Source organism: Cobetia sp. MM1IDA2H-1, assembly GCF_002916775.2.
Classification (GTDB): domain Bacteria; phylum Pseudomonadota; class Gammaproteobacteria; order Pseudomonadales; family Halomonadaceae; genus Cobetia; species Cobetia marina.
Genome location: NZ_CM133225.1, coordinates 1282372 through 1294708, shown reverse-complemented (window position 1 = coordinate 1294708; position 12337 = coordinate 1282372). Strand labels below are relative to the sequence as shown.

At 55.9% G+C, this 12337-nt stretch carries 9 protein-coding genes and 1 tRNA gene; 3 read left to right on the top strand and 7 right to left on the bottom strand.

Annotated elements, in window-relative coordinates:
• Positions 1-158 precede the first annotated feature (158 nt).
• The 3 genes from BOH68_RS05550 to BOH68_RS05540 all read right to left on the bottom strand — a co-directional run bounded on the left by BOH68_RS05550 (position 159) and on the right by BOH68_RS05540 (position 3945).
• Complete coding sequence (locus BOH68_RS05550) at positions 159-1502, bottom strand: ABC transporter substrate-binding protein (RefSeq protein ID WP_077372660.1); 1344 nt, start codon at positions 1500-1502, stop codon at positions 159-161.
• A 708-nt stretch (positions 1503-2210) separates the two neighbouring features.
• Positions 2211-3167 (bottom strand): sugar-binding transcriptional regulator, encoded by a 957-nt coding sequence (locus BOH68_RS05545; RefSeq protein ID WP_077372656.1) that lies wholly within the window; start codon positions 3165-3167, stop codon positions 2211-2213.
• A 184-nt stretch (positions 3168-3351) separates the two neighbouring features.
• Complete coding sequence (locus BOH68_RS05540) at positions 3352-3945, bottom strand: Yip1 family protein (protein WP_077372653.1); 594 nt, start codon at positions 3943-3945, stop codon at positions 3352-3354.
• Between the two features lie 289 nt (positions 3946-4234).
• Here BOH68_RS05540 and dctP point away from each other — a divergent pair, with 289 nt between their 5' ends.
• Positions 4235-5230, top strand: coding sequence for a TRAP transporter substrate-binding protein DctP (gene dctP / locus BOH68_RS05535; RefSeq protein WP_170877355.1), 996 nt, complete (start codon positions 4235-4237; stop codon positions 5228-5230).
• 163 nt (positions 5231-5393) lie between these two features.
• On the top strand, positions 5394-6389 hold the full coding sequence (locus tag BOH68_RS05530; RefSeq protein ID WP_170877354.1) for a TRAP transporter substrate-binding protein: 996 nt from the start codon (positions 5394-5396) through the stop codon (positions 6387-6389).
• 110 nt (positions 6390-6499) lie between these two features.
• Here the strand turns inward: BOH68_RS05530 and BOH68_RS05525 are convergent, their stop codons facing one another.
• Positions 6500-7138: a LysE family translocator gene (locus tag BOH68_RS05525; RefSeq protein ID WP_103751369.1), complete on the bottom strand. Its 639-nt coding sequence runs from the start codon at positions 7136-7138 to the stop codon at positions 6500-6502.
• A 923-nt stretch (positions 7139-8061) separates the two neighbouring features.
• Between BOH68_RS05525 and BOH68_RS05520 the strand changes: the two genes are divergently transcribed.
• Positions 8062-10158 carry a KAP family P-loop NTPase fold protein gene (locus tag BOH68_RS05520; protein ID WP_077372641.1) on the top strand — a complete coding sequence of 699 codons (2097 nt, stop codon included), beginning with the start codon at positions 8062-8064 and terminating at the stop codon, positions 10156-10158.
• Between the two features lie 203 nt (positions 10159-10361).
• On the opposite strand, the gene BOH68_RS05515 is transcribed toward BOH68_RS05520, so the two are convergent.
• From BOH68_RS05515 to BOH68_RS05505, 3 genes are all read right to left on the bottom strand, one after another.
• Positions 10362-10583, bottom strand: coding sequence for a hypothetical protein (locus tag BOH68_RS05515; RefSeq protein WP_077372638.1), 222 nt, complete (start codon positions 10581-10583; stop codon positions 10362-10364).
• A gap of 221 nt (positions 10584-10804) precedes the next feature.
• A tRNA-Gly gene (locus tag BOH68_RS05510) sits at positions 10805-10878 on the bottom strand.
• Between the two features lie 160 nt (positions 10879-11038).
• Positions 11039-12061: an adenosine deaminase gene (locus BOH68_RS05505; protein ID WP_077373215.1), complete on the bottom strand. Its 1023-nt coding sequence runs from the start codon at positions 12059-12061 to the stop codon at positions 11039-11041.
• Between the last annotated feature and the right edge of the window lie 276 nt (positions 12062-12337).

Below are 12337 nucleotides of genomic sequence, written 5' to 3'. Positions count from 1 at the left end.
CAGAAGTCTCGAGAGGAAGAGGTTGCCGCGGGTGCCGGACGGGCTCCCGCCGTGCTTCGAGTCAATTCGAGTTGAGGCTCAAGGCAAGGCGGGAGGCCGTTGGAACATTCAGGTCAGATCAGACCGGATCCTTTGAGATCACAGCCGTTGAGATCAGATCAATAGCCCGACTGGCGCATGGTGCGCTCGGTGGAACGCTGGGCGGAGGACAGCGCCTGCTCGACCGACATCTGGCCCGCCAGCGCCGCGGCGATCATCTGACCCACCTGGGTACCGATGGACTGGAATTCCGGGATGGTCACCATCTGCACGCCGACATACGGCACCGGCTCAAGCGTCGGATCGGTCGGGTCGGCACTGGTGATGGCGTCCATCACGAAGCCGGCGAAGGGGGCGGCGTCCTTGTAGGACTGGTTCTCGTAGGTGGAGACACGGGTGCCCGGCGGAATGCTGGCCCAGCCTTCACGCTCGCCGACCAGATTCACGTATTCCTGGGATGTGGCCCAGGTGATGAAGGTCTGGGCGGCATCCTTGGACTTGGAAGACTCAGGAATGGCCAGTGCCCAGGACCACAGCCAATGCGAGCCCTTCTCCGTCTTGGCGATCGGCGCCGGCGCGAAGCCCAGCTTGTCAGCCACGGAAGATTCCTTCGGGTTGTAGAGCTTGCCGGCTGCGGACGTGGCATCGACCCACATGCCGCACTTGCCGCTGGAGAACAGCGCCAGGTTCTCGTTGAAGCCGTTGGAGGTCGCCCCCGGCGGGCCGTACTTGCCCATCATGTCGACGTAGAAGTTGATGGCCTCGCTCCAGGCCGGCGAGTCCAGCTGCGGCTCCCACTCCTCATTGAACCAGCGGCCACCGAAGCTGTTGACCATCGTGCCCAGCACCGCCATGTTCTCGCCCCAGCCCGGCTTGCCACGCAGGCAGATCCCGTAGACACCTTCATCCGCAGAGTTGAGCTTGGCGGCCCAGTCGTTGACCTGTGTCCAGGTCGGCTGCTCCGGCATCTCGATACCGGCCTTCTCGAAGAGGTCCTTGCGGTAGTAGAGCATGGAGCTCTCGCCATAGAACGGCAGCGCGTAGAGGCCCTGGTTCTCGCCTTCGGTCAGGCTCAGACCATCACGCACCGGCTTGATCAGGTCATCGACCTGATAGTCGTCCGGCAGATTGTCGAGCTTGGTCAGCCAACCGTGCTTGGCCCAGATAGGCACTTCATAGGTACCGATGGTCATGACATCGAACTGGCCACCCTGGGTCGCGACATCGGTGGTCAGGCGCTGACGCAACACGTTCTCTTCCAGCACCACCCAGTCGAGAGTGATATCCGGATGCGCCTTCTCGAATTCGCTGGTCAGGCTCTGCATGACCACCATGTCGGCGTTGTTGACGGTCGCCACGGTGATGGTCTCGGCACTCACCTGTGCGCTGAGCGGCGCGATGGCGGCGACGCTGGCGAGCGTGAGCAGATGACGGCGGGGCTTGGTGATGTGAGGTAGGCGCATGAGGGCACTCCATCGGGCGTTATTGGCATTGTTCTTTTCGAGGGTAGCGGCACCTGAGGCACCGATACCTTCCCATCTACCGGTCTGGTGCTCGAATGTCCTGGCGAGACATCTCGGCACAAATACGTTCGATCAAAACGTCATTCAGTGAACAAATGATCGGATCAGACCTTTGAAAAAGCAAACTCTGAAGCGCTATACCTTGGGCTATACCACCTTGGGATCTGATCCTTTGGGTGTAGACCGATAGCCGGCATGACCTCTGAGCTTGCGACCCGATCAGCCTATACAGATATTAGCGTTAAACGAAACAACGCAGCCCTTGATCGAGGCGGAATTCGCCGCCATTGAGTCGAACAATCCTGCCGGAATGTCTGACAAGAGATGGCAGGTTTCGCAGCAAAAGCCGTGGGCCAGACGAAGGAAGGAGAGAAAGAAAGAGAAAGAGAAAAGAAGGTGAGAAATAAGAGGGAGAAAAAGAACAGACATGGCGGCGTGAGGGTTGTGTGCATCCCCCAGGCATCGCGCCAGCAAGACAACGCCAGACACTGCCCCCGCCCTGCTCCCGACGACTCGCTCGGCGCCTTGTACGGCGTCTATTCACGAGAGCCTGTCATCGGGAGCCTGTCGTCGAGCGCAAGCCGTCAGCAGAACGCCATCAGAATGCCCCCATCACTCTGAAGCCATTCGAAGGCAGCCGTCTCCTGCTCAGTCCTTGAGTGCCGCGCAGACCCGCTGGGCGGCCACCTCATCGATGATCAGCCCCTGCAGCCAGCCACCGCGCAATGCACTCAGAATGGCCGGCACCTTGTCGTGCCCGCCCGCCAGCCCGATCAGCGGCTGTGCCTTGAGCGAGGTCAGCGGCACGCTGGTGATGCGCTGCGCCAGCGGGCAATCGATCAGCTGTCCATTCATGTCCAGCGGCCAGCCCATCAACTCGCCCACGGCACCGACTTCCATCAACTCATCGCGCTCGGCGGCGCTGATGAACTGATCCTGGAACAAGGTCGCCTGGGCATCGAGTCGCCCGATGCCGATCATGCCCACATCGGCCTCGCAGGCGACGCTGAACACCGCCTTGACCAGACTCTGACTGAGCAGTGACTCCTTCTCCTCGACACTGGCCGCCACCACCGGTGCAGGCAGCAGAAAGCGGTCCGCGCCGATCTTGTCCGCCAGCAGCATCACGCCGTCATAGCGGTTCGAGGAGCCATTCAGAGCGACATTGCCGACCAGCGACACGATACGGTGCTGGGGCCGCTCACTGCGGCTCAGGGCTTCCACCGCCGCACGCACCGCGCGTCCGGTACTCAACGAGATGGTCTGTGGCTGCTGTCGACCGAGATAGAACGACAGGCGCTCGGCACCGGCCACCGCGAGATACTCCGCAATGCTTTCCGGCGACTGGGTGTCCGAGGGCACCACATCGCAGAAGCTCAGACCGAATCGCTCCACCAGCGCATCCGACAGCGCCATGCTGCTGGCCACGGGGTGATCGATGGAGATCTTGACCAGGCGTTCCTGACGCGCCAGCGACAGCAGGCGCTGTATTCCCGGGCGAGAGACCCCAAGCTGGGTGGCAATCTCATCCTGGGTTCGCCCTCCCACATAGGACAACCATGCGGCACGCGCAGCCTGCTCCAGTCTCAGCTCAAACTTGTCCATGCGCTTTCTTCCACACTGTCTATTGAGTCCAACACTTTCCACGCCGCTGCCGCCGAGCACAAGAGTCACGGACCAACACGGTCACGAAACGGCGACGCCCCGCCGGTGAAGGCGAGGCGTCGGAGGGGTGTTTTCTCAAGCAGTTGGCATCACGTCACTGACATCGGGGTCGTTGCCTCACGGGCTACATGAACCAGCGTGCGCCGTACCCCCAAAGCAGCACGGTCACCGCCAGCAGTCCTTCCAGCACCAGCACCCCGATCCCGAGCGTGGAGCCGGTGACCAGAAAGCCTTCCTTGTTGGAGATGTCCAGCAGTGGCGGGATGCCCAGATACAGCAGATAGGCGCTGTAACACAGGCCGATGGTACCGGCGAGAATGCACAGCCAGATGATGGGATACAGCGCCACCAGGCCTGCCAGGAACATCGGCGTGGCCACATAGCCTGCGAAGATGATGCAGCGACGACGACTGGGGTGTCCCGAGAAGCGCTGCGACAGCAGGTGTATGACGGTGCCCATGAAGGCGATCGCCGTCAGGATGGCGATGTAGAAGGCGATACCGGCATAGAAGGCATCGAGGGGTTCCAGCAGGATGGCGTGGCCTTCCGTCAGGCTCCAGCCGACCTGGGTGGTACCGATGTAAGCGCAGATGACAGGCACCAGCGCCATGAGCAGCACATGATGTGCGTAGAGGTGGGTGATGGATTCGTGTTCCTTGCGGATGGTCTGCCATTCCCGTTGCGGATGTGCCATCAAGCCCCATACGTGGGTCAGCATGTGGTCTACCTCCCGTTGACAGTCGTCGACAATCCGGTCATGCGGTCCCGGCGCGGAATTCGTGTCAGGGCAGTTGCACGGCCTTGTTTTGAGCGTAGACCACATTGCGTCAACTGGCAGTTCAACGCCCGTTGCGCCGCCCTGAACCCTGCGTTGGTGCAGGGGGAAGGAGAGCGGCGGCTTGCGTTGACCGAAACACCAACGGCAAGGGAGGCGCGAATGAGAGATACTGGATGTATCAGACACAACGGATGGATGACGACACATGCCAACTGGACAGCGCTCAAGCATGAAGAGAGTGCTCGGAGTGATCCTTGCCCTGGGTCTGGCGCCAATGGGCGCGGACGCCCGGGCTGACTCGGTCGAGCTGACCATGAGCCGGGAGTATGGCCCCCAGACCATGATGGGGCAGCGTGCCCAGGCATTCGTCGAGAAGGTGGCCTCGCTCAGCGAGGGAGAACTGGTGATCCATTTTGGTGAAGGCCCGCTGACTCGCCTGCGGTCAGTGAATCATCTTGAAGCCATCAACGCCGATATCATTCAACTGGCGGACTCCCACAGCGGCGCCCTCGCCACCAGCATGCCGCTGTTCAGCATCAGCTCACTGCCCACGCTGGTCGACAATCCGCGCCAGGCCCGAGAGCTCTATCGCCTGGCTCGCCCGAGTTACGAGGCACTGCTGGAGCGCCATGATCAGATTCTGCTCTACGCCCTGCCCTGGCCTCCCAGCGGACTCTGGTCACGCAAGCCGATCGCCGAGCGCCAGGACCTCCAGGGGCTGACAGTGCGTGCCTATGACCGCAATACCCAGCGCGTGCTGCTGAACCTCGGCGCCATCGCCAGCGTGCTGAGCTGGGAGCCGATGCAACAGCAACTGGCCGAAGGCCGCATCGAGGCCGTGATGACCTCGGCATTGGGCGGTCTGACAGCCGAGCTCAACCGCACGCTGGATCACTACACCGCCCTGCAATACGCCATGCCGCTCAATATCGTGCACATGAGCCAGGCGAGATTCGAGGCCCTCGACGCCCCCCAGCGCGAGGCGCTGCTCACCGCCGCGGCAGAGATTGAAGATACCAGCTGGGACGCCATCGCCGGCATCCTGGAAGAGACGCACGCCCAGCTTGAACACGCGGGCGTGACTGTCCGCAATCCCCTCACGCCTGATCTCAAGCAGTCACTTTCCCGCGCCAGCATCAGCGTGATCGAAAGCTGGCGCAGCAAGGTAGGCCCGAAGGAAAACGAATTGCTGGATCACTATCTTGACGTGCGCTCCACGCTCTAGCGCCGCCACGCTCTCCAGTCCGCCCAGGTGTCTCGCGACACCCGGGCATGAAGCGCGAGCCATTCGGTCTGGCGGATCAGCCCCGAGCCGAGGGCCGTGGGAGCGCCCTCGAGTGTCCCGATGCCGGACCCCCGGAATGACAACAACGAGAAAGGCCCCCTCCATGACGCCATCCTCTCCTCTGCGCCGATTCCGTTCGCTCATGGCGCTCACCGCGCTGTTGACGACCCCCCTTGCCCAGGCCCAGACGACGCTCAGCATGAGCAGCGACTACGAGCCCGATACCCTGATGGGCCAACGCGCGGCAGAATTCAGCCAGGAAGTCACCAGGCAGTCCGATGGTGATCTGGCCCTGACGCTGCGCTCGGACATTCGCTCGGCCAGTCACCTGCAGGCCACTTCCGCCGGCGTCATCGACATTGCCGCGACGCTGAGCGGTGCCCTCGCCGAGGAGATTCCCTTCTTCGGCATCTCGTCGTTGCCGGCCATCGCCTACAACCTCAAGGAAGCGAACCGTCTCTATCAGCTCGCCAAGCCCCGCTATCGCGAGCTGCTTGAGGACCACCACCAGATACTGCTGTTCGCGCTGCCATGGCCCCCAAGCGGCCTGTGGAGCACTCGGCCCATCGCCGATGGTGATGACCTCAAGGACATGCCGATTCGCACCTATGACCGCAACACACAGCGTATCCTGCTCAATCTGGGGGCCGACCCGCGTGTCATGAGCTGGGGGGAACTCAAGCCCCTGCTCGAAGCCGGCAGCATCCACGGCGCCCTCACCTCCGCCATGGGGGGTGTCAGCGCCGAGCTCTACCGGTATATGCCCAATTTCACGACGCTCAACTACGCCATGCCGCTAAATATCGTTCACATGAATCGTGACAGCTTCGATCGTCTCGACAAGCGCCAGCAGACGGCACTGCTCGCTGCCGCGAAGGCAACAGAAGAAAACGCCTGGGCATCTGCTGAAGCCGTGCTCGCCGAGGCCTATACCACCTTGCAAGCCAATGGTGCACGCCTGATCACCCCTGCACCGCCGGCACTCCACCGTGACCTGGAAGCCGCCAGCCAGCACGTCTTCGATAGCTGGAAGCAGAAGGTGTCACGTCAGGACGGCAACCTGCTCGAAGAGTATCTGGAATCACGTCCTGAACGCTGAGCCTTAAAGCACTGATGATCAACAGGCTCCAGACACGACAACGGCACCCTAGGGTGCCGTTGTCGTCTTCGTGCGCTTCATGTCTTGTGCAATGGCAGCCAAGGCTCGGCTCACCGATGCGACGCCGCCAGTCCCGCGCCGGCCACGACGAACAGACTGCCCGTGGTGCGATTGAACAGCCGCACGCGCCGGTGGCTATCAAACCAGCGACTGATGCTGGAACCCGCATGGGCGTAGGTGCTCATCGTCAGCAGGTCCACCACCAGCCAGGTCAGCGCCAGCACCACGAACTGGGGCAGCTGCGGCTGGGCCATGTCGATGAAGTTGGGGAACAGCGCGCCGAAGAACAGCAGGTCCTTCGGGTTGCTGATCCCGATACCGAAGCCCTTGCGGCACAGTTGCCAACGCGTGGCTCTGGCGCGGGTCTGCCCGTCTTCCCCCACGGCGCCGAACACCACCGGCTGGGATGGCGCCCGCCAGGCCTGAATGCCCAGATAGATGAGATAGAGCGCCCCGACGATCTTCAGCACCAGAAACCCCGTCTCCGACGCCGCCAAGGCCGCGCCGAGGCCCAGCGACGACAAGGCCATCAACACCAGTGACGCCGCCGCTCCGCCCGCCACCGTCGCGAACGAGCGGCGTCGACCGTGGCGCAGGCCATGATCCATGCACAGCAACGCAAATGGTCCGGGAAAGGTGATCAAGGCGGTGATGACGCTTACATATGCCAGCCAGACGGTAAATTCCACTGGGGGCTCCTTGTCGTTCAACGAGTGACGAACTGCTGAAAGGTGACATGCCAATATCGCGGCTGTCCGCCGCGTCAGCAACAATTTTCGCTTCGATCGGCTCGGCAAGACAGTCACGTGGCACTTCATCGAGCAGGCAGCTGCTGCCCCCGTTTTCCATCCCCACGCATCCCATCGATAACGAATTCCATGCACACGCGTGCCGCATGGAATCCCAAACAAAAAAGCCTCCCATTCGGGAGGCTTTTTTGAAGAATCTGGAGCGGGTGAAGGGAGTCTAATACCTATATATATCAGGCATTTAGGGAGGAGCGTAAAGAAAAACCTACACAAAAGCGCAAAATAAGCACGCACAGCAATACGAGTCTGAAATCAGAAACGCATCAGAGCAGTTGAGTGCCCGTTCGCAGCAATATTTAAATTGGCGTTCCTGCAGGAGTCGTATAGGCCCATGATAAGTGATCTAGTAAAAAAAATTACTCCTACCATATACCTCACCATACACGAAAATGGATGCTAGATCGGCTTTCGAAAGCGATCTCTAACCAGAATAGATTCACGCATAAATTCCAAGACAGAAGTCTGGCCAGACCTCGACAGCCATGACCAGAAGGCTAAGATCCTCGCCTATGCCACCACACAGACCATGTTATTCTTATCAGCATTCCACTAGCAGTTACGCATTCCACCGCTGTCCAAATCTACGTACAAACGTGAGCCCTTGATACTGATCACCGTACCTAAATTGACCCCACGTATACCTTTTTGATAAGACTTATCAAATCATACGGAGCATTAGACAGGGTGGCACCAATAGATAACTCCAAAATAATTAGATAGCTAACAATCGTCATCATAGTGACGTGCAACAAGGCAGCAGCTAAAGTAGGTGTTGCCAGAATAACCAAAAAGTAAGGGAATACATGGAAAACTTAACAGAAAGCCAATTAATTGATGAACCGTTATCACCTAAGAACGCTTCAAAAATGGATAGGCTAGATAGAACTATATTTTCAAGAAACATAGCTAAAACTATAAAAGACTATTCTCATAACACTGGATTTGTTATATCAATTGAGGGCGAGTGGGGTAGTGGTAAAACCTCAATCCTATCAATAACCGAAGAAGTACTTAGAAATGAATACTCTTTTACAAATATTATTAACTTCAACCCTTGGGAAGTGGGTAGCAAAGATGGACTCATAAACAGCTTCTTCAGCCAAATCTCCTCAAGCCTACTTATAGAAAATAATTCTGTAAATGCTAGAAGAGCTGCAAATTCTTTTAAGCGTTATGCTACCGCACTAGATGCCGTCAAACTTATACCTGGGGCAGAGCCTTGGGCTTCCATTATAAAAAAAGTAATAGACACTACTAGCGATGTTGCAATAAATATAGCAGATAATCAAGACAATGATATAAATAGCGAACGCTTAAAACTTATAAATATATTAAATACGCTAGAAAAGAAAATAGTCGTCTTTATAGATGATATGGATAGGTTATTCCCCGACGAAGTATATGAGATGATAAGAATAATTAAAGCTATTGGCGACCTTCCAAATATAATTTATGTAGTCACATGGGATTCAAAATATATCACGAATGCTCTAGAGAAGGCTGGCATACCTAGCGATCATTTATATATCGACAAAATCATACAGTTACGTCTGTACGTTCCACACCTATCAAGGGCAACTAAAAAGGATTTGATTAACGAACACCTTGAAAAAACTCTTACTCCAGAGGACATTAATCTATTCCCGAGACAACATCGAAGGCTAGAATCAATATATGCATACGGTGGTCTTGCTGCACTCAAACATCCCCGTGACATCATAAGAGTAATGAGCAACTTTAACTTTATGTTTGGAATGCTCAAAGAGCAAATAGCTTATCCAGACATATTTGCTATTTCTATAATTTTCAATAAAGCACCAAGCATCCACAAATTAATGATCTCCAACCCTGAAATATATATGGGGCATACTCATGGAGATAGTTTACATAACAAAGATGCTACAGAAGCTCAAGCTCAGACTGAAATAAGTACAGCATTAGATGAATGTGAATCCCCTATCGCTATAAAAAGGCTAACTGAATATCTCTTTCCTAAACTTAGGCCTAATGAAAATATAGATATCGAAGGTGTTAGCGACCCTCTCGCATTAGGGTATATTAATGCTCGCCATACTTTTGACTGCATGCTTTCACTTGGGGATCCAGGAATATCAATTAACAATCTAGTCAGGGATTTCTTAAAACCAGAAACACCGTTACAGAGCACCTGCATGAGAATTGAATATAATCGGTGCGGTGAATTTATAGATGCATTAACACAAAGAGTTATAGCGGACGAAACGATAGCTGATTCAGAGAATGAACATATTGTATTTAAAGTAGCTAGACTATTAGATGCTCGGCCTTTTAATGAATCAATACCTAATGATGATCTACCTCACAATATCAGTGAGCAGGTTGAAGTATTGATTACAAGCTTACTTCAAAAACTGTCAACTGATAAAATACAAAATCTGACACTTGATATTGTAAAAGACAATGCGTCAATTACATGCGGCACCATACTACTTAATAAATTCTTAGAAAATAGCTCACTTAAAAATACAACCAACGTATTATCTGATGAGTGGATTAACACTGTCCGAACCTCAATAAAAGACAAAACAATACTTGAAGCTGGTAACCTCAACTTAATATTAAACACCTTAGCTACAAAATATTCAAAACACTGCCCTTCTTTATTTTCATTATGGAAGAAAGCAGAACCTGATTTAGATTTGTTTGCAATGGCAGTTACTATAAAAGGGGTTAGTTCAGTAAGAGGTCTTTTCTATGAATCAAAACCCGAGTCAACAATTATAAATAAATTTACGGGTAATAACGGACTTGAAGAGCATGCATTACACAGATTGGCACAACTAGATCTAACACAAAAATCTCGACTTGCATGGCAAGCAATAGCTGGAGATGGTGTGAAATATACAAGAAATCTTGATTGAACAGCGAATATATAACTCGCAATGAATGGATGCAATACCCTAATTATCGTTTGGGTATTGCATTCCCATTATAGATTACATGTGGCATTTATAAACAACTTTTGACCAGAATCATCCTGCTTGAAATATAGAATACAATCACTTTGTAAAACATTATTAAGATATACTTCCAAAATACATCTTATTACTTTTTAAAATCTATATTATGTCATCACCACCACCACCGGCAGGCTCGGCGCCATACCAGTGATCTGGTCCCCCTCCACGTAGACCATGCCACCCACCTGGGCATCACCCTCGCAGGTGCGCACCCCACCCCCTACCAGATCCACGCGAACGCGCGAGCCGCTGACGCTGATCACCTCGCCTACCTGGCGCGGCGTGGTCGGCAGTAACGCCAGCAGGCAGCGATATGGATTGGCCATGCTATCCCCCTCCTTTGCTTGAACAGATACCACACGACGCCATCACAGATGGAATCTCTGCAGCTCGATAGACTGGCGCACGCTCAGGGCACGCCCCTGCAGGCTGGCGCGTAAGATTACGGCTAAAAAACAGCCCTGAACGATGGCTTGCGGGGGCTTAAGCAAGAACAAAGATACAAACACAAAAAAGCCTCCCATTCGGGAGGCTTTTTTGAAGAAACTGGAGCGGGTGAAGGGAATCGAACCCTCGTCTTAAGCTTGGGAAGCTTCTGCTCTACCATTGAGCTACACCCGCAGGGCGGTGCATTGCGCACGCCAGAACTGCATTGTACTCAACGACTTAGCACGGTCAAGCAACATCTGATGGAGCGCTTGCCGCAAGGCGCGTCCTGCTGGCAATGTTGGTGGCCAAGCCGTTGATTATATTCAGTATTCAAGCGTCAATGTTAATTGCGTCACGCCACGCAGCTATCGAGTTGCGCCAGCAGGACGCCACGCCGGGTGTCACTCATGCCGAGGCCTTCGGCGCGCTGCGGGAAGGCGGCGTCGATGGCATTGCGACACAGGGTGAGCCACTGCGTCTCGCTGAGATCCAGCGCCTGCTGCACGGCGATGAAGTTGTCGAGCATGCCACCGCCGAAATAGGCCGGGTCATCCGAGTTGAGGGTGATATTGAGCCCGGCCTCGATCAGCTTGGGCAGCGGGTGGTCGTCCATGCGCTCCACCACCTTGAGCGCGACATTGGAGAGCGGACACACCGTCAGCGGGATACGCCGCTCGGCGAGTTCCGCGACCAGCGCCGGGTCTTCCAGGCAGCGCACGCCGTGGTCGATACGCTCCACCCCCAGCACCTCAAGCGCGGTGCGAATGTACGCAGCCGGGCCTTCCTCGCCGGCGTGAGCGACACGGTGCCAGCCGCGCTCCCCCGCCAGCTGGAAGACCTCGGTGAACTTCTCCGGCGGGTTGCCGATCTCGGCGCTGTCCAGCCCGACCCCCACGAAGCGTGACTCGAAGGGAATCAGCGCCTCGAACAGTTCGCGTGCAGATTCCGCGGAGTGGCAACGCAGGAAACTCGGCACCAGGGCCGAGGTGATATCGAATTCCTTCACTGCCTCACGACAGGCGCGCTCCAGCCCCGCGAACTGGGTGGCCAGGCTCACGCCACGTGACAGATGCGCCTGTGGGTCGAAGAACAGCTCCAGATGCTTGACGCCATCGGCACTCGCGCGGCGGAAATAGTCCTGCGCCAGTCGGTAGAAATGCGACTCGTCATTCAGCACGCCCATGCCCTGATAGTAGAGCGCGAGGAAGGCGGGAAGATCCGCGAAGTCATAGGCCGCCTCGACTTCCTCCAGAGTGGCATAGGGCAAGGCGATGCCCTGCTCCGCCGCCAGCTCGAACATCAGCGCAGGGGTCAGCGAGCCCTCGATATGCAGGTGCAGCTCCACCTTGGGCAGGCGGGCGAGAAAGTCATGCATGCGCGGGGTAAGGGTCATGGCCCGTCTCCTCAATGAAAGGCGGCGGCTGGGAGATCGCGGAACGTTCATCACAGCCTGATGGCGCAATTCTAGCAATCCCGGGACCACCTTGAGGAGAGAGGCTTGGGGAAATGCCGATTCCTGCCAGGACGCCTCAGCCCTGCGCCTTTCCGCTGCGCGCCGAAATAGGCTATTTTCGTTCATTCGTACTCTCGCAATGACTCACCATGCCAGAACCCGCGAGTACGCAAGCCAGCCGCAGAAGACACGCCGCCC

Coding starts and splice junctions, on each gene's coding strand:
- BOH68_RS05550 (WP_077372660.1), bottom strand. CDS start 1,502: ATGCGCCTACCTCACATCACCAAGCCCCGCCGTCATCTGCTCACGCTC.
- BOH68_RS05545 (WP_077372656.1), bottom strand. CDS start 3,167: ATGGACAAGTTTGAGCTGAGACTGGAGCAGGCTGCGCGTGCCGCATGG.
- BOH68_RS05540 (WP_077372653.1), bottom strand. CDS start 3,945: ATGCTGACCCACGTATGGGGCTTGATGGCACATCCGCAACGGGAATGG.
- dctP (WP_170877355.1), top strand. CDS start 4,235: ATGAAGAGAGTGCTCGGAGTGATCCTTGCCCTGGGTCTGGCGCCAATG.
- BOH68_RS05530 (WP_170877354.1), top strand. CDS start 5,394: ATGACGCCATCCTCTCCTCTGCGCCGATTCCGTTCGCTCATGGCGCTC.
- BOH68_RS05520 (WP_077372641.1), top strand. CDS start 8,062: ATGGAAAACTTAACAGAAAGCCAATTAATTGATGAACCGTTATCACCT.
- BOH68_RS05515 (WP_077372638.1), bottom strand. CDS start 10,583: ATGGCCAATCCATATCGCTGCCTGCTGGCGTTACTGCCGACCACGCCG.
- BOH68_RS05505 (WP_077373215.1), bottom strand. CDS start 12,061: ATGCATGACTTTCTCGCCCGCCTGCCCAAGGTGGAGCTGCACCTGCAT.